Source organism: Alphaproteobacteria bacterium (assembly GCA_041396705.1).
Lineage (GTDB): Bacteria > Pseudomonadota > Alphaproteobacteria > CALKHQ01 > CALKHQ01 > CALKHQ01.
This window is the reverse complement of record JAWKYB010000009.1, coordinates 113,273-129,425: the sequence shown is the minus strand read 5'-3', so window position 1 is coordinate 129,425 and position 16,153 is coordinate 113,273. Positions and strand designations below refer to the sequence as shown.

General features: G+C 69.9%; 14 protein-coding genes and 1 pseudogene. 6 read left to right on the top strand and 9 right to left on the bottom strand.

All coding sequences use genetic code 11. The features are described from left to right. Nucleotides 1-101: 101 nt before the first annotated feature. From R3F55_14240 to R3F55_14220, 5 genes are all read right to left on the bottom strand, one after another. Nucleotides 102-287 (bottom strand): DUF2783 domain-containing protein, encoded by a 186-nt coding sequence (locus R3F55_14240; protein ID MEZ5668572.1) that lies wholly within the window; start codon nucleotides 285-287, stop codon nucleotides 102-104. Nucleotides 288-293: 6 nt separating this feature from the next. After that, a complete protein-coding gene (locus tag R3F55_14235; protein MEZ5668571.1) occupies nucleotides 294-1,937 on the bottom strand; it encodes an FAD-dependent oxidoreductase in 1,644 nt (547 codons plus the stop codon). 342 nt (nucleotides 1,938-2,279) lie between these two features. Further along, on the bottom strand, nucleotides 2,280-3,233 hold the full coding sequence (locus R3F55_14230) for an MBL fold metallo-hydrolase (GenBank protein MEZ5668570.1): 954 nt from the start codon (nucleotides 3,231-3,233) through the stop codon (nucleotides 2,280-2,282). After that, the gene (locus R3F55_14225; protein MEZ5668569.1) at nucleotides 3,226-4,239 is read right to left on the bottom strand and encodes a fumarylacetoacetate hydrolase family protein; all 1,014 of its coding nucleotides are present in this window, start codon (nucleotides 4,237-4,239) and stop codon (nucleotides 3,226-3,228) included. The genes R3F55_14230 and R3F55_14225 overlap by 8 nt, the downstream gene beginning before the upstream one ends. A gap of 166 nt (nucleotides 4,240-4,405) precedes the next feature. After that, complete coding sequence (locus tag R3F55_14220) at nucleotides 4,406-5,569, bottom strand: homogentisate 1,2-dioxygenase (protein ID MEZ5668568.1); 1,164 nt, start codon at nucleotides 5,567-5,569, stop codon at nucleotides 4,406-4,408. A 125-nt stretch (nucleotides 5,570-5,694) separates the two neighbouring features. Here R3F55_14220 and R3F55_14215 point away from each other — a divergent pair, with 125 nt between their 5' ends. Continuing rightward, nucleotides 5,695-6,150, top strand: a complete 456-nt coding sequence (locus R3F55_14215) for a MarR family transcriptional regulator (protein MEZ5668567.1) — start codon at nucleotides 5,695-5,697, stop codon at nucleotides 6,148-6,150. Then, nucleotides 6,147-6,785, top strand: a complete 639-nt coding sequence (gene maiA, locus R3F55_14210; GenBank protein MEZ5668566.1) for a maleylacetoacetate isomerase — start codon at nucleotides 6,147-6,149, stop codon at nucleotides 6,783-6,785. Before R3F55_14215 ends, maiA begins: the two co-directional genes overlap by 4 nt. A 12-nt stretch (nucleotides 6,786-6,797) precedes the next feature. Here the strand turns inward: maiA and R3F55_14205 are convergent, their stop codons facing one another. Beyond that, nucleotides 6,798-7,604, bottom strand: coding sequence for a PhnD/SsuA/transferrin family substrate-binding protein (locus R3F55_14205; GenBank protein MEZ5668565.1), 807 nt, complete (start codon nucleotides 7,602-7,604; stop codon nucleotides 6,798-6,800). A gap of 393 nt (nucleotides 7,605-7,997) precedes the next feature. On the opposite strand from R3F55_14205, the gene R3F55_14200 reads away from it, so the two are divergent. Further along, complete coding sequence (locus tag R3F55_14200; GenBank protein ID MEZ5668564.1) at nucleotides 7,998-8,633, top strand: LysE family translocator; 636 nt, start codon at nucleotides 7,998-8,000, stop codon at nucleotides 8,631-8,633. Nucleotides 8,634-8,721: 88 nt separating this feature from the next. Further along, nucleotides 8,722-9,957 carry an enolase C-terminal domain-like protein gene (locus R3F55_14195; protein MEZ5668563.1) on the top strand — a complete coding sequence of 412 codons (1,236 nt, stop codon included), beginning with the start codon at nucleotides 8,722-8,724 and terminating at the stop codon, nucleotides 9,955-9,957. Between the two features lie 181 nt (nucleotides 9,958-10,138). Here R3F55_14195 and R3F55_14190 read toward each other — a convergent pair. The 3 genes and pseudogenes from R3F55_14190 to R3F55_14180 form a co-directional block, all read right to left on the bottom strand. Continuing rightward, nucleotides 10,139-10,390: pseudogene (locus R3F55_14190) on the bottom strand (isoprenylcysteine carboxylmethyltransferase family protein). Between the two features lie 738 nt (nucleotides 10,391-11,128). After that, a complete protein-coding gene (locus R3F55_14185) occupies nucleotides 11,129-11,584 on the bottom strand; it encodes a hypothetical protein (GenBank protein MEZ5668562.1) in 456 nt (151 codons plus the stop codon). Nucleotides 11,585-12,019: 435 nt separating this feature from the next. Then, nucleotides 12,020-13,003: a sugar-binding transcriptional regulator gene (locus R3F55_14180; protein MEZ5668561.1), complete on the bottom strand. Its 984-nt coding sequence runs from the start codon at nucleotides 13,001-13,003 to the stop codon at nucleotides 12,020-12,022. 293 nt (nucleotides 13,004-13,296) lie between these two features. Here R3F55_14180 and R3F55_14175 point away from each other — a divergent pair, with 293 nt between their 5' ends. Together R3F55_14175 and R3F55_14170 are read left to right on the top strand one after the other, a co-directional pair. After that, nucleotides 13,297-14,832: an FGGY family carbohydrate kinase gene (locus R3F55_14175; GenBank protein MEZ5668560.1), complete on the top strand. Its 1,536-nt coding sequence runs from the start codon at nucleotides 13,297-13,299 to the stop codon at nucleotides 14,830-14,832. After that, a complete protein-coding gene (locus R3F55_14170) occupies nucleotides 14,829-16,145 on the top strand; it encodes an iron-containing alcohol dehydrogenase (GenBank protein MEZ5668559.1) in 1,317 nt (438 codons plus the stop codon). The genes R3F55_14175 and R3F55_14170 overlap by 4 nt, the downstream gene beginning before the upstream one ends. Nucleotides 16,146-16,153 lie beyond the last annotated feature (8 nt).

Below are 16,153 nucleotides of genomic sequence, written 5' to 3'. Positions count from 1 at the left end.
AACGCACAAAAACAACAGGAAAGTCTGCACAAATCGACTCGGCAGCGGACCGAGCGGCCCCAGTGCCGCAATGCGGATCGATGTCGGGGGCACCGGCGCCCTCAGACCGCGCGTTCGGCCAGCGCCAGGGCCTGATCGATGACGTCGGCGTCGCCGACATGGTTGGCCAGGATCAACACCAGCGCGGCATTCAGCCGGTGGCTCTCGTCCTCGCTGCGGCCCTCATGAAAGGCGACCAGGCGCGCGTAGAACCCGTCGGGGTCGGCCAGGTTGGGGTCGGTGCGCAACGCGGCCTATCGCCAGGGTCTCCTCAGGCGCGCCGGCCGTCGCCGACGACAAGGGCATCGAGGTCGACGACGCGGCCGCGCGCCCGCACATGCCGGTCGGGACGGAACAGGTAGACGTCGCCCGGGCGCAGGCCGTAGCGCGCCGCGACCAGGCCCTCGGCGTCGACCGCGTCGCCCGTGCCGGCGGCGGATCGGTCCGATATGATCATGATCATATGGTCCGGCAGTGCGCCGCAGCGCGTCGGAATCGGCCGGCGCACCGGCGCCGACGATGGCGCTCGGGCCCCGCAACCGCTCCAGCAGCCAGCCGTCGCCGGCCGCGTCGCGGACCGGCGCGTCGACCGCCGGCGCGCCCGGCCGCAGCGCCGCCGGTCGGTCGGGCGACAGGTCCGGTCCGTTCAGCGGCGAGCCGTCGTACACGCTCGCGGTCGACAGCCGCCCGCTGTTGACCAGCGCGCGGGCGAAGCCGGCGTGCCCGGCCAGCGCCAGCGTCACGTCTTGGAACAGCCGGCTGGTCGCCGATTTCGGCGTGATGAAGTCGGTCGCGCGCGACGAGTGGCCGATATTCTCTTCGGCCGCCGGGCCGCGCTCCGCATCGTAGCTGTCGATCAGGGCGTCGCCGGCCCGGCCAGCCAGCACGGCGGCCAGCTTCCAACACAGATTGTCGACGTCCTGCACGCCGCTGTTGGCGCCGCGCGCGCCGAAGGGCGAGACCTGGTGCGCGGCGTCGCCGGCGAACAGCACCCGGCCGTGGCGGAACCGGGCCATCCGCCGGCACTGGAAGGTGTAGACGCTGATCCATTCGTAGTCGAAGGCAACGTCCGGACCGAGCATCGCCTGCAGCCGCGGCGTCACCCGCTCCGGCCGCTTCTCCGCCTCCGGGTCGGCGTCCCAGCCGAGCTGCAGGTCGATCCGCCACAGGCCCTCGGGCTGCTTGTGCAGCAGCGCCGAGCGGCCGGGGTTGAACGGCGGGTCGAACCAGAACCAGCGCTCGCTGGGAAAGTCGGCCTGCATGCGCACGTCGGCGATCAGGAACCGGTCCTGGAACACGCGGCCCTCGAAGCCGAGCCCCAACATCCCGCGGACCGGCGAATGGGCGCCGTCGCAGGCGACCAGCCAGTCGCAGGTCATGGCATAGGGACCCTCCGGGGTGTCGACCGCGACGCGCACGCCGTCCGGCAACGCTTCCACCGCGCTCACCCGGTTGCGCCCGCGCAGGTCGCCGACCAGCGCCGCCAGCCGCTGCACCAGGATCCGCTCCAGATGGTATTGCTGCAGGTTGACGAAGGCGGGGAACTTGTGGCCGGGCTCCGGCAACAGGTCGAAGCGATACAGCTCGGCATCGCGGTGGAACACGCGGCCGACGTTCCAGGTGACGCCGAGGTCGCGCACCGCCGCGCCGCAGCCGAGCCGGTCGAGGATCTCCAGCGTGCGCTTGGCGAAGCAGATCGCCCGGCTGCCCCAGCTGACCCGGTCGTTGTCGTCGAGCAGCACCACGTCGACGCCCTGCAACACCAGGTCGATGGCCGCTGCCAGCCCGACCGGCCCGGCCCCGACCACGATCGCCCGATGGTGCGCCGCCGCCCGCGCATCCTGGTCGGCGTGGCGGCGGTAGGGATAGAGCGGCGTCTCGAAGACCGACGCGCTCACGGTGCAGGCCACCCGCCCGGCTCGCCGGGACCGCGCAAACCGGTACACCGGCCCTGCGGCAGACCCGTGCGTCCTTCGAGACACCGCCCTCCGGGCGGCTCCTCAGGATGAGGAGTAGCGTGGCTTTGCCCCGCGATCGCGAAGACGCTACGCAAGCGAAGGGATGCCGGCGTATGCCACACACCACCGCCCCTCATCCTGAGGAGGCGTCCGCAGGACGCCGTCTCGAAGGACGCAGGGTGCGTTTGCAGCCGGCCGTCGCACCGAGCGGCGGCGCTCGTCGCGGCCCCGCAACCCGGCATCGCCGCCCCCTGCCCGGCTTCCGCCCCGCGACCGACCGGCTCAGCCGCCATGCAGTTCGGCCCACAGTGCGGCGTCGCGTTCGGCGGTCCAGATGCGCGGGGTGTAGACGCCATTGGCCTCGTCATAGGCGCGGGCGACGTTGAACGGCAGGCAGTGCTCGTAGATCGCGTAGTTGGAATAGCGCGGGTCGGTCAGTGCCCGGCAGCGTTCGAACGCCTCCTTCAGCGGCAGGCCGCGCGCGGCGCTGGCCGAGACCGAATCCCAGATCGTGCCGATGAACTCGCCGGTCAGTTCCAGCGCGTCCTGCACCATGTCCGGCGAAGTCAGGGCGGCGCCGCGGCCGGGCACGATCGCCTGCGGGGCGAAGGCGCCGATCGCCTGCAGCGTCGCCGGCCAGTCGGTGAAGTGGGCGTCGCCGCAGTAGCAGGCCGAGTGGTACTCGACCAGGTCGCCGGTGAACATCACCTGGCTGTCCGGCACCCAGACCACGATGTCGCCGGCGGTGTGGCCGCGGCCTACCTGCAGCAGTTCCACCCGCCGCCGGCCCATGTACACGGTCATCCGGTCCTCGAAGGTGATGGTCGGCCAGGTCAGGCCCGGAATGCTGTCGGGCTGCTTGAACAGCCGCGGCATGCGGGCGAATTCGCTGTCCCAGTCCTCCTTGCCGCGCTCGACGATCATCGCGCGGCACGCCTCCGACGCCAGGATCTGCTGCGCGCCATAGGCCGAGGCGCCGAGCACGCGCACCGCGTGATAGTGGCTGAGCGTGACGTAGCGGATCGGCTTGTCGGTGACCTGGCGGATGCGGTCGATCACCTGCTGCGCCGCCACCGGCGTCGCCTGCGCGTCGATCACCATCACGCTGTCGTCGCCGACGATGACGCCGCTGTTGGGGTCGCCCTGCGCGGTGAAGGCATAGAGCCCCTCGCCGATCTCGGTGAACGAGATCTCCTTGTCCCGGGTATCGCCGGCCGATGCGAAGGCCTTAGCCATCGTGTCTCTCCACTCTCTGGTCGATGGCGCCGAAGATCGAGCGCCCCTGGTCGTCCACCATCTCGATCCGCACCCGGTCGCCGAAGCGCAGGAACGGCGTCTGCGGCGCGCCCTGCTCCAGGGTCTCGACCGTGCGCTGCTCGGCAATGCAGCTGTAGCCGTCGCCGCCCTGTGCGATCGGCCGGCCCGGGCCGCCATCGCACCTGTTCGAGACTGTGCCGGAGCCGACGATGGTGCCGGCGCCCAGCGGCCGGGTTCTGGCCGCGTGGGCGATCAGGGTCGGGAAGTCGAAGGTCATGTCGGTGCCGGCGTCGGCGCAGCCGAACGGCGCGTCGTTCAGCGAGACCAGCAGGCGGCGGTGCAGCCTGCCGCCGTCCCACGCCGCGCCGAGTTCGTCCGGCGTCACCGCCACCGGCGAGAAGGCCGAGGACGGCTTCGACTGGAAGAAGCCGAAGCCCTTGGCCAGTTCCGCCGGGATCAGCCCGCGCAGACTGACGTCGTTGACCAGCATCAACAGCCGGATCGCGCCGGCCGTCGCCGCCAGGTCCGCGCCCATCGGCACGTCGCCGGTCACCACCGCTACTTCCGCCTCCAGGTCGATGCCCCAGGCTTCGTCGGCCATGCGGATCGGCTCGTGCGGGCCGAGAAAGCTGTCGGAGCCGCCCTGGTACATCAGCGGGTCGGTCCAGAACGACGGCGGCATCTCCGCCCCGCGCGCGCGGCGCACCAGCTCGACGTGGTTGACGTAGGCCGAGCCGTCGGCCCACTGGAACGCGCGCGGCAGCGGTGCGGCGCACAGGCTCTCCTCGAAGGCGAAGCTGTCGGCGGCGTGGCCGGCCTCCAGCGCCGCGTGCTCGTCGGCCAGGCGCGGCCCGATCAGCTCCCAGTCGTCGAGCGCCCCCTGCAGCGTGCGCACCGCCCGCGCCTCGACCGCGCGGGCCAGGTCGCGGCTGACCAGGACCAGCAGCCCGTCGCGCCCGCCCGCCTTCAGCGATGCGAGCTTCATCGCCCGATCCGCGTAGAGACCCGGGGCTCCGGCCGTCGCGCCCGACCGCGCGTGCGTCCTTCGAGACGGCGTCCAGCGGACGCCTCCTCAGGATGAGGGCCGTTGTGCTCCTGCCCCAAGATGGGTACGGCGCGACGCGCCAGATCGGCGTGCCGGGAAACCACTGCTACTCCGCCGCCTTGGGCACCGGCGGCGCGGTCACCGGGCCGTCGCTGCGCCAGCTCTCGGCGTAGCCGGCGAGTTCCACGCCGGCGGCCGCCTCGCCCACCGACAGCGCGTCGCGGGCGTCGATCATCACGGCATATTCGTCGGTCATCGGCTTGGCCTGGGTGTACATGCGCTGCACCGCCTTGGGATGGGGGCCGTGGGTGAAGCCGCAGGGGTGAAAGGTGACCATGCCGGGGCGGATGTTGTCGCGGCTGAAGAAGTCGCCATCATGGTAGAAGATCACCTCGTCATAGTCGTCGTTGTTGTGGAAGAACGGAACCTTCAGCGCCGCCGGATCGGTCTCGAACGGGCGCGGCACGAAGGTGCAGACGACGAAGCGGTTGCCGACGAAGGTGGTGTGCGCCGACGGCGGCAGGTGGAAACGGTGCGAGGCGAGCGGGCGGATGTCGCGCACGTTCAGCCGCACCACCGACAGGTCGCCGTGCCAGCCGACCGCATCAAGCGGATTGAACGGATAGGTCACCGTCGACAGCTGCCCGCCGCGCTTGATGACGACGCGGGTCTCGACCTCGCCCTGCTGGGCGCGGAACGCGTCGTCGATCGCCGGCGCATCGAGCATCGCGGGGTCGAAGATCGCATGCTGGCCGACCAGGCCCTTGTCGGGCAGCGCGTAGCCGGCATTGGTGCATTCGACCAGCAGCAGTTCCAGCGGCGCCACCGGCTCCAGTCGCCACATGGTCGCGCGCGGGATCACCACATAGTCGCCCTGCCCGATCTCCAGATGCCCGTAGTCGCAGAACAGCCGGCCGGCGCCGCGGTGGACGAACAGCAGCTCGTCGCCGTCGGCGTTGCGCACCAGGTGGTCCATCGCCGTGGCGCAGCGCCAGAAGCGCATGCCGACAGAGGCGTTGTGCAGAACGGCGGCCGCATCCCAGGGCGAGGCCCCGGCCTGGGCCAACCGGGTCAGGTCGAAGGCGCGCGGGCGCAGCGGCCCTTCCCACCCGGTCCATCCCGTCGGCGGGTGGGTGTGGTACATCATGCTCGACGGCCCGAAGAAGCCCTCGCGGCCCAACTCGCGCTCGAAGGTGCCGGCGGGCAGGTCGCAATGGGCCTGCCGCGACGACCGTCCCTCGACACGCGACACCGTGATCTGCCTGCGCATGGCTCATGCCCTCGCTGCCGCCAGCCCCGGCGCGGCGGTGCTTGCGACCGCCGCGCCACGCTGGGATACTCGCTGCCCCGCTATTTCGTTGCAAGTGCAATGACTGTCAAGCGAGCCGCACCCCGATGCCCGACGCGCCCGACGCTGCCTTTGCCCTCGACCGCTTCCTGCCCTACCGGGTCAATGTCCTGGCCAGCCGGATCAGCCGGCGGCTCGCCGCCGTCTACGAGCAGCGCTTCGGCATCTCGATCCCGGAATGGCGCGTGCTGGCCCATCTGGCCGCCAACCAGAAGATCTCGGTGCGCGAGATTTTCGAACGCGCCGACATGGACAAGTCGAAGATCAGCCGCGCCGCTGCGAATTTGGAAGGCGCCGGCCTGATCGAGAAGCGGTCGAACGCATCCGACCGCCGGCTGCTGGAAATGTCGCTGACCGACGAAGGTCGCCGGCTGTTCGCCCAGATCGCGCCGCTGGCGCTGGACTACGAAGCCCAGCTGCTCGACCGGCTGAGCGCGGAGGAGCGGGACGCATTCGACCGGGCACTGACCAAGCTCAACGCCGCACTGGCCGACCCGCCGTGACCGGCGGCGAAGCCGTCCTCTACGACTACTGGCGCTCTTCGGCCAGCTACCGCGTGCGCATCGCGCTGAACCTGAAGGGCGTGGCCTGGCGCGCGCGGCCGGTCGACCTGCTGGCCGGCGCGCACAAGCAGCCCGACCATCTGGCCCGCCAGCCGCAGGGCCTGGTGCCGGCCCTGGCGATCGACGGGCACATGCTGACCCAGTCGCTTGCCATCGCGGAATATCTCGACGAGACCAGGCCGGACCCGCCACTGCTGCCGGCCGACCCGCTCGGCCGCCAGCGCGTGCGCGCGCTGGCCCATGTCGTCGCCATGGACATCCACCCGATCTGCAACGCCGGCGTGGCCAACCACGTCGCCGCCCTGGTCGGCGACGGCGACGCAACCCGAGCAGCGTGGATGCAGCGATTCATCGGCCAGGGGCTCGCTGCCCTCGAGGCAATGCTTGCCGACCCCGCGACCGGCCGCTTCTGCCACGGGGACGTGCCGACGCTGGCCGATTGCTGCCTGGTGCCGCAGGTCTACAACGCCCGCCGCTGGGACGTGCCGGTGCCGGCCCGGGTCGCGGCCATCGCAGCGGCCTGCGAGGGTATCGAGGCCTTCGCCGCCGCCCATCCGGACCGGGTCAGACCTTAGCGCCGCGCGTCGCTACCGGCGGGCGTGCGGGGCAGCGGTCTGCCGCGCGGCCGGCGCCATCGGCGCGGCAGCCCTGCGGCTCATCGCGACAACGGGGCGATAGGCATCGGCGTCGGCCACGACGCAGCCTTCGAGGAACAGGGCCCGGCGGACGTCCGCAAGGCCGCCGTCGCCGAGCACGTCGACCAGCGCGGCGCGGATGCCGGCAAGCCGCTGCGGCGACGTCGCGCGGGCGGCGATGAAGGGCAGCGCCGGCATCATCGGCGACCGGCCGATGACCCGAAGCGCCGCCGCCGCCGGCTCGTGCCGTTGCGCCAGCGCCCAGCAGACCGCGTCGACGGCGCAGACGTCGGCCTCGCCCGCGGCGACCATCGCCATCGAGGCCCGATGGCTGCCGGAGCGGCGTACGTCCGCGAACACCGGCCGAGCCGGGCCCAGGTCGGCGACCGCGGCGCGCAAGGCCAGCATGCCGGACAGCGACGCGGCATCGTTGATGGCCGCGGTGCGCCCATCGAGGTCCGCCAGCGCGGCGGCGGGATCGTCGGCACGCACCACGATCATGCTGGAATAGGCGGCGCCGTCGCAGCCCTCGACGCCATAGCGCGGGATCGCGATCAACGCCACCCGCCGCCACAGCGTGGTGACGAGCGGATAGCCGCAGGTCTGTCCGAACACCAGGCCGGGGTCGCGCCAGACCCGCTCCGGCGGGCGGCTGCGGTCGAGCGCGGCGGGCGCGGCGATGCCGGCGTCGCGCAGGCGCTGCGCGAGACTGTCCCACAGCGCGTCGGTGGCCCAGCGCACCTCGGGCCAGTCATACATCGGCAGGCAGGCCGCCGGGACCGGGCCGCCGTCAATCGTCGCGTGCGAAGGCAAGGAGGATCACCGCCGGCTCCGGACCCGCCCGGGTGTGGTTGCCATGAAGCTCGCTCACCCGAGGCCCGGGACGAAGGCCGCGATTGTCGGGCCCGCAGCCTTCGCCCCGGCGCTCCGGATGAGCGCCCATGAGAATGCGCCCGTCGCGCAGCATAGTCGAATGCCGATGATCGAGTGCCACGCCGGCGGTCGGGGCGTCCCGTCGGTGGCCGTGGCGTGTCATCCCGCCGTCGCCCCCCGGCGAAAAGGGCTACCGCGCGATCGCGCACCTGTCGGATAAATCACGCATGCGCCGTCGCGCACCGACGACTTCGATGGCCCATGCAAAGGCGATGAGCGATGCCCGACCTGCAGACCCTGATCGGCTTCACCCTTGCGGCCCTGGCGATGAACCTGTCGCCGGGGCCGTCGAATCTCTACGTGATGTCGCGCAGCATCGCCCAGGGTGCGGCAGCCGGCGCCGTCGCCGCGGGCGGGCTGGCGGCCGGCAGCCTCGTCCATGTGCTGGCGGCGGCGTTCGGGGTGTCGACGATCTTCCGGCACGCGCCGGATGCCTTCGCGGTCCTCAAGTTCGCCGGGGCCGCCTATCTGATCTATCTCGGCATCCGCCACCTGCTGGCCATGCGGCGGCCGGTCGACGCCGCGCCCGTCGTCGCCGCGCGGACCCGCCGGCGCATCTTTCGCGAGAGCGTGACGGTCGAGGTGCTGAACCCGAAGACCGCCCTGTTCTTCCTCGCGCTGTTGCCGCAGTTCGTCGATCCGGCCGCCGGGCCGGTTGCGCCGCAGATGCTGGTCCTCGGCCTGATCGTCACCCTGTCTGCGGTCCCGTGCGACCTGGCCGTCGCCTTCGCCGCGGGTCGCGCCGCCCGCCTGCTGTCGGCCTCGGCGCTGTTCCAGCGGCTGCAGCAGGCGATCTCCGGCACGATCCTGATCGGCCTGGGCGTGTTCGTCGCGGTGGCGCGCCGGCAGGCCTGAGGCCTGCCTCTGCGCAGCCTCGACAACGGCGACGGCGCGCCACAGGATGCGCCGGAGACCCGCAGCAGGAACGGAGCCGACGCCCGCCATGAAGCGACCCCGGATCACCGACATCAAGGCGACCACGGTGACCGTGCCGCTGGAAGCGCCGTTGCGCCACGCGATGGGCGCGCACTGGGGTCGGTTCGTACGCACCGTCGTCGAAGTGGAAACCGATGTCGGCATCACCGGGCTCGGCGAGATGGGCGGCGGCGGCGAATCGGCCGAGGCCGCATTCCGCGGCCTGAAGGCCTATCTGGTCGGCCACGACCCGTTCGAGCTGGAGGCGATGCGGTTCAAGATCTGCAACCCGACCGCCAGCCTGTACAACAACCGCACCCAGCTGCACGCGGCGCTGGAATTCGCCTGCCTGGACATCGTCGGCCAGTTTCTCGGCGTGCCGGTCTGCGACCTGTTGGGCGGCAAGCTGCGCGACACGGTCGAATTCGCCAGCTACCTGTTCTTCCGGCTGCCGAACGAGCGCACCGGGGCGGGCGAGGTGCGCACGTGCGAGCAGCTGGTCGAGCATGCGCGCGAGCTCAAGCAGCGCTGCGGCTTTCGCACCCACAAGCTGAAGAGCGGCGTGTTCCCGCCGGACTACGAGCTGGCGCTGTTCCGCGCGCTGGCCGACGCCTTTCCGCAGGACAGCGTGCGTTTCGACCCGAACGCGGCCTATTCGGTCGAGGAGGCGATCCGCTTCGGCCGCGCGATCGAGGACCTGAACAACGACTATTACGAGGACCCGACCTGGGGCCTGAACGGCATGCGCCGGGTACGCGACGCGGTGCGGATCCCGCTGGCGACCAACACCGTGGTGGTCAATTTCGAGCAGTTGGCGGCCAACGCGCTCGACCCGGCGGTCGACGTGATCCTGCTCGATACCACCTTCTGGGGCGGCATCCGCCCCTGCGTGAAGGCGGCCGGGGTGTGCGAGACCTTCCAGACCGGCATCGCCGTCCATTCCTCCGGCGAGCTCGGCATCCAGCTCGCCACCATGCTGCATCTCGGCGCGGTGCTGCCGAACCTGGCGCTGGCCGCCGACGCGCACTACCACCAGCTGGTCGACGACATCATCGACGGCGGCCCGCTGCGCTACGCGAACGGCTGCATCGCGGTGCCGACCGCGCCCGGCCTCGGCGTCACGCTCGACCGCGACAAGCTCGGCCGCTATGCGGAGCTGTTCAAGGAGCTGGGCGGCTATGCCTATGACCGCGACCCGGCGCGGCCGGGCTGGTTCCAGATCGTGCCGAACACACGCTGGGCCGATCCGACGGTGGCCGGCTAGGTATCTTGTCCCGCCGTGCGGTGGGCGAAGGTCGGGCCCGCGCCAGTCGAAATTCTCGGTGCGGAACGCACAGCCGTAGTCCCAGGCCGGGAGAAGCCGGTGAGTCTTGCGCCGTTCTGCAACGCGACAGACGTCGCCGAGGTCGTCGAAGCGGTCGTGGAGCTTGTCGCGGGTAGACTTCTTAGTAGACTCCGGGGAACAACCGAAATCTTATGCGGCTGGCGTACTCCCGATATCCCGGCAACTCGTCTTGCAATGTGCGGTTTTCAAGTGCCGTCCTGATCACGGCGACAACCAGCGCGAGACCCACCTGAACCATTGTCCATACCGAGCTCAAGGCCAGTTCGACGCCCGGCGTCGACAGAAGATTTCCGGCATAGCCCGGGTGCCGGACGATTCGGTACGGGCCGCTGTCACAAACCACATGTCCTCGGTCGGTCTGGACCGGGGTGCCCCCTTGCCGTCATTGCGAACCGGCGAAGCCGGCGAGGCAATCCATGAAACGCTCAAACCGCGTCGAGATCACATGGATTGCCGCGTCGTTGCGCGCCTCGCAATGACGGGAGGGGAAGAGCCTATGGCGCGAAGTCGGCGAAGCGGTCGTCACAGGACCTGGCCTCGGGCGGGGCGGCAGCAGGCACAACGAGTGTCGCCCCGGCAGCGCTGCTCTATTTCGTATCAGAAAGCCATTGTCCGCCTGGTCAGCACCTTCAACGGGCTAGCAGTATATTGAGTGGAGTTCCGTTGGTGATATCTTGGGCGAAATCTCCGACGGTATTTCCAATTTCCAAGAAGCGCACTTCAGCCAACTCGAGGTCGATATCCATTCGATAAGGAGAGGCCTCAAGCACGAAGCCATGAGCGGTGTCGCCCGTCTTGTTCCATGTGCCCGAACCATTTGTATTTGTCCAAGTCGCCGGGCCCGTTTTCGAAATCGCATCAAAGCCGATGCCTGTCTCACTTGTTCGAGGGTCGAACCGTATCTCGGCCAGGACCTCCCGGCATGAGGCTGTGTCGTCCGGACGGTTATTGCGCCCTCACACAATGGGTCCCCGGGTTAGGCCCTTCTGCATGCACGCATCTTGCCGACAGGCAGCGTCCACCACGGGAAATAAACGAAAGGCCTAGCGGCGAACCCCAGGATTACGACCACTCCTTTGCATCAGCAGCATCAACGGGCCACAACGATATCGTATGGGCCATATTCAGGGCCTGATCCAACAGAAATCTTCACCTCTGCCAGCGCGAGGTCAACCACTATTTGTACATTGTCACCTACGAGAACGAAGCCGTCGGCCGACTTTGTTGCCTTATTGATGCGAAAACCTGTGTCGGTCTCCCATGTATCTTGTCCTATTCTTCGAAGAGAACTGAAGGTGATGCCCTCGTAAGGATTGTCAAACTGTATCTCGGCCACGCTATCAACGGTAACCCCGGGACCTCCGCCGATCTGATATACGGTCTGTGAGGCCTGCAAGGTCGCGGCCTGCATTGCAGCGAGATCCGCCGCGTTCTGGGCCTGGGCCGCCGCTGCCGCCGCCCGCTCGGCATTGTCGCGGTCGTTGTTCGACTGACAGGCGGCGACGGCCGCCAGCGGCAGCAGCAGGCCCAGGCGCAACGGGTTCATCGGCGTTCTCTATTCGGGGCCAGCGCGAACCGCAGTCGGCCGGTGTTGTCGAGGCATCGGCGATAGTGGCACCCGGATCGCGATCCGGCAAGCCGATCGCGCCCGCCGCCTGAGTCCGGCAAACGCACCGGAGCCGGGCATCTGGAAGAGATTATTGCCGGTCATGGCCCAATCGCGGTTCGAACTTGCAGGTGCTTTGCATCCCGCGCTGTGACGGCGCCGACCGCGATCGGTCGATTGGCCAACCTGTTGTGGCGATCGAGATGCGCGGTATTCCCGGAGATGACGACAGGCTTGCGTCAAGCGACATCTCCCGGCTGCCGCACTTGGCGCTTCTCGGCGCGACGTGCCCGAATGCCACGCCCGTCGTCGGCACCAGCGATGACAAGCCGACCGAGTCCAGCAGGTTGGAGCACCGTTCGGACGCAGGAGCCACTAGTCAGCAAGCAGCGCGCGGGCGGTCTGTTCGTCGGTGACGAGGTCGGTCAGGTACCCTTCGACCATCAGCGCACGGATCGCCGGCACCTTGGGCAGGCCGCCGGATACCATCACCCGGCGCGGGATGCGCACATATTCGGTCGGATGGACCGCGAACACGCGGCGATTGACCGGATGGTCGATCACCTGGGCCTTGCTGTCGATGAAGAAGCCGAGGAAATTGCCGATGACGTCGGAGCGCATCACGTCGGCATATTCCTCTTCGCTGACCACGTTCATGCGGCGGATGGTGGCGCTGTCCATGCCGCCGACGCTGACGATGGCGAGGTCGGCGGACAGGATCTTGGCATAGACCTCCTGCACCATCGGCTGGCTGAGGATGGTCTCGCGCCCGGCCTCGCTGTCGCAGACGATCGGACCGGGCAGGTAGTAGCACTCGGCGTTCAGCCGCGAGGCGAGGTCGGTGGTGGCCTCGAAGGTGTCGACCGACGAGCGCCGCGACAGCGAGCCCAGCATCGAGACGACCGCGACGTCGCGCAGCGCCATCAGCGGGCTCGTCCTCGCCAGCGCCTTCAGGGTCACCCCCCAGGCGATGCCGATGGTCATGCCGTCGCGGAAAAATCCGGACACGGCCGCGGCCGCGCAGCGGCCCAGGCGCTCCGCCGCCTCGGTATCGGCGGGGTCGCCGGTGACCAGCACGGTGGCCGATTGCAGGCCGTAGCGATCGATCAGGCGCTGCTCCAGCGCCACGTTATCCGCCAGCCGCGAATTGATGGTGACCTGCACCAGGCCGCGCTGGCGCGCCTCGGCCAGCAGGCGGTTGACCCGCACACGGTTGGTGCCGACCCGTTCCGCGACCTCCTGCTGGGTCAGGCCGAGCATGTAGTAGTACCAGCAGATCTTGACGGCCAGCTGCTCCGGCCACTCCCCGCCCTGCGGCTGCTCCCTGCGCTCGATGGACTTGCGGTTCGGACTGGTCATGACCATCGCAGACCCTGTCGTGCCCCGTCGCACGCGGCGCTTCCCCGCGTCGCGGCGCGTGACACATGTTCTTGTTTCGCTACGAATGTTATGCAATCGTCCGCGCAAAAGGGAGGGAATTCTACGCGACCCCGGCGGCAATGAGGAAGCCCGCGGGTTGCCAGGGTTGCAATCCGACGCCCGGCACCGGGTCCGGTCCGCCCTGCTGGCGGCCGGTCGGCGTGCTACGGCGGCGGACCGCGGCGGCGAACGCCCTTCCGTACGAAAACAAGCGCTGACCGCGAGGTTCACCCGTGCCCGATCTTGTCGTCGGCCTGGACAGCAGCACGCAGAGCACAAAGGCGATCGCCTGGGATCGCGCCGGCAACGAGATCGCACACGGGCGCGCGCCGGTAACGCTCTCCAACCCGGCGATGTTCTGCTTCGAGCAGGATCCCGACGAATGGTGGAGTGCCTGCGGCACCGCGTTCCGCGGGCTGTTCGCCAAGGTCGACCCCGCCCGCGTCGCCGGCGTGGCGATATCGAACCAGCGCGAGACGGTTGCCTTCCTCGACGAGGCGGGCCGGTCGGTGCGGCCGGCGATGATCTGGCTGGACGAGCGGGCGCGGGCCTATGTCGCCCCGATCGTCGAGGCGATCGGACACGACCGCCTGCACCGGATCACCGGGCGGCCGCCGGACGTGATTCCGGTGCTGTTCCGCCTAGCATGGATGAAGGATCACGAGCCCGAGGCCTATGCCCGCACCGCCTGGTTCGCCGACGTGCAGGGATTCCTGGTCGAGAAGCTGACCGGCAACCGGCGCACCGGCTGGACCAGCGCCGACCCGATGGGTCTGTACGACCTCGAGGCCAAGCGCTGGTCGGCCGAGCTGCTCGGCTATCTGGGCCTGGAGGAGGCGCGGCTGTCGCAGGCGCTGGCGCCGGGTTCGGAAATGGGCCGGGTGACGGCCGCGGCGGCCGCGGCCACCGGGCTGGCCGCGGGCACGCCGATCTTCGCCGCCGGCGGCGACGGCCAGTGCGCCGGGCTCGGTGCCGGCTGCATCCGGTCCGACCGCGCCTATGTCAATCTGGGCACCGCGCTGGTCGGCGGCATCTGGTCGCCGGACTATCTGTGCACGCCGGCCTGGCGCACCGAGCTGGCGGCCCAGGGCGAAGGCTACATCTTCGAGACCTGCGTGCGCTCCGGCGCCTTCCTGATCAACTGGTTCACCGACAACCTGCTGGGCAGCGCCGACCGCGGCGCCACCCTGGCCGCGCTGGAGAAGCGGGCGGCAGCGGTGCCGATCGGCAGCGGCGGCGTGATGGCCCTGCCCTACTGGTCGGGCGCGATGGACCCGCACTGGGACGCCAGCGCCCGCGGCTGCCTGTTCGGCATGGGCGGCAATCACGACGTCGCCCACGTCTATCGCGCCCTGCTGGAGGGGCTGACCCTGCACCAGGTGGCCGCGCTGGCCGAGGTGGAGGTCCACGCCGGCATCCGGATCAACGAATATGTCCTGATCGGCGGCGGTGCGGCCTCCGCGCTCTGGCGCCAGATCCTGGCTGACGCCGCCGGGCTGCCGGTGCTGGTCGGCGAGACCGTCGAGGCATCGTCGCTTGGCGCCGCGATGGCCGCCGCCTGCGGCGCCGGCTGGTACCCCAGCATCACCGCCGCGGCCCAGGCCATGCTCGGCCCGACCACCGCGACCGAGCCGATCCCCGCCAACACCGCCGCCTATCGCGAGCTGTTGCAGATCTTCCGCGACCTGTACGGCGCCACCGCCGACATCAACCACCGCCTGGTCGACTTCGCCGTGCGCCGCCAGGCCGAAGCGGGGGGCAAGGCATGAGCACGGCGGGCAGCCTGGGCGGCGTGATCGACGCGCTGGTCGCGGGCACCTGGCACCACCCGCGCACCGGCAAGCCGGCGCGGATTCCGATCGACAACATCGTCATCGCCGAGAACCTGGACGGCGCCGAGGCGGAGCTGGTGCTGCCGCTGCATCGCGGCCAGTCGCTGCAGGTGGTGGCTGACGCGGTCACCTGGGAGGTGCTGGGTCATCGCGTCCACCGGGCGCTGAGCGGCCACGGCGCGATCGAGCCGCTGATCTGGGCAAAGCCGCGGTGCAGCGACGAGGGCGTCGCAGAACTGCGCGAATTGAGCCGCGGCGCCGACGCGCTGGTTGCGATCGGCTCCGGCACCGTCAGCGACAGCGTCAAATACGCCACCTTCCTCGACAAGCGCAGCTACTCGGTGTTCCCGACCTCGCCGATGAACGCCTACACCACGCCGACCGCCTCGGTCTCGTTCGGCGGCTTCAAGCGGTCGGTGACCTGCCATGCCGCGCGCGGCGTGTTCTTCGACCTGTCGATCCTGGCCAAGAGCCCGCCGCGGCTGATCACCGCCGCCTTCGCCGACGTGATCTGCCGGACCACCGCCCAGGTCGACTGGCTGCTGCAGCACCTGATCCACGACACGCTGTACGACGACACCGCCTTCGAGTTGCTGGCCTATGACGAGGACAACCTGCTCGACCGCGCCGACCAGTATCTCACCGGCGACGTCGCGGCGCTGGCCGTGCTGACGCGCAGCGCCGCGATCATGGGGCTCGGCACCAGCTTCACCGGCACCACCCACAGCGGCAGCATGGCCGAGCACATGATGTCCCACTACATCGACATGTTCGCCGGCGCCGGCCATCCGCGAAGCTCGCACGGCGAGCAGGTCGGGGTGACCACGCTGACCGTCTCCGCGCTGCAGAACCGGATCCTCGGCGCCGACGCCCCACCGGTGCTGCAGCCTAGCACGATCCCGCACGACAGGCTGGCGCAGCGCTACGGCCGGGCGATGGCCGACGAGTTCGCCCGCCAGGCCGGCGCCAAGGCGCTGGACGCCGCCAAGGCCGACGCGCTGAACCGGCGCTGGGCCGACGGCTGGGCCGCGTTCGTCGCGCCGCTGCGCGCGGCGATGCTGCCGTTCGCGCGGCTGTGGGAGCCGATGACCAAGGCGGGCGCGCCGCGCACGGCCGCCGAGCTGGGGCTCGACGTCGCCTTCTACCGCGCCGACATCGTCGACGCGCGTTTCACCCGCGACCGCTATTCCATCCTCGATCTCGCCGCCGAGTCCGGCCAGCTCGAGGCCTTCGCGGCGACGGCGCAATAGGGGAACGG

Bases quoted from the DNA above. Each gene is read 5' to 3' on its own strand.
- R3F55_14230 (MEZ5668570.1), bottom strand. From the start codon at position 3,233: ATGGCTAAGGCCTTCGCATCGGCCGGCGATACCCGGGACAAGGAGATC.
- R3F55_14225 (MEZ5668569.1), bottom strand. From the start codon at position 4,239: ATGAAGCTCGCATCGCTGAAGGCGGGCGGGCGCGACGGGCTGCTGGTC.
- R3F55_14200 (MEZ5668564.1), top strand. From the start codon at position 7,998: ATGCCCGACCTGCAGACCCTGATCGGCTTCACCCTTGCGGCCCTGGCG.
- R3F55_14180 (MEZ5668561.1), bottom strand. From the start codon at position 13,003: ATGACCAGTCCGAACCGCAAGTCCATCGAGCGCAGGGAGCAGCCGCAG.
- R3F55_14205 (MEZ5668565.1), bottom strand. From the start codon at position 7,604: ATGTATGACTGGCCCGAGGTGCGCTGGGCCACCGACGCGCTGTGGGAC.
- R3F55_14220 (MEZ5668568.1), bottom strand. From the start codon at position 5,569: ATGCGCAGGCAGATCACGGTGTCGCGTGTCGAGGGACGGTCGTCGCGG.
- R3F55_14215 (MEZ5668567.1), top strand. From the start codon at position 5,695: ATGCCCGACGCGCCCGACGCTGCCTTTGCCCTCGACCGCTTCCTGCCC.
- R3F55_14170 (MEZ5668559.1), top strand. From the start codon at position 14,829: ATGAGCACGGCGGGCAGCCTGGGCGGCGTGATCGACGCGCTGGTCGCG.
- R3F55_14185 (MEZ5668562.1), bottom strand. From the start codon at position 11,584: ATGAACCCGTTGCGCCTGGGCCTGCTGCTGCCGCTGGCGGCCGTCGCC.
- R3F55_14195 (MEZ5668563.1), top strand. From the start codon at position 8,722: ATGAAGCGACCCCGGATCACCGACATCAAGGCGACCACGGTGACCGTG.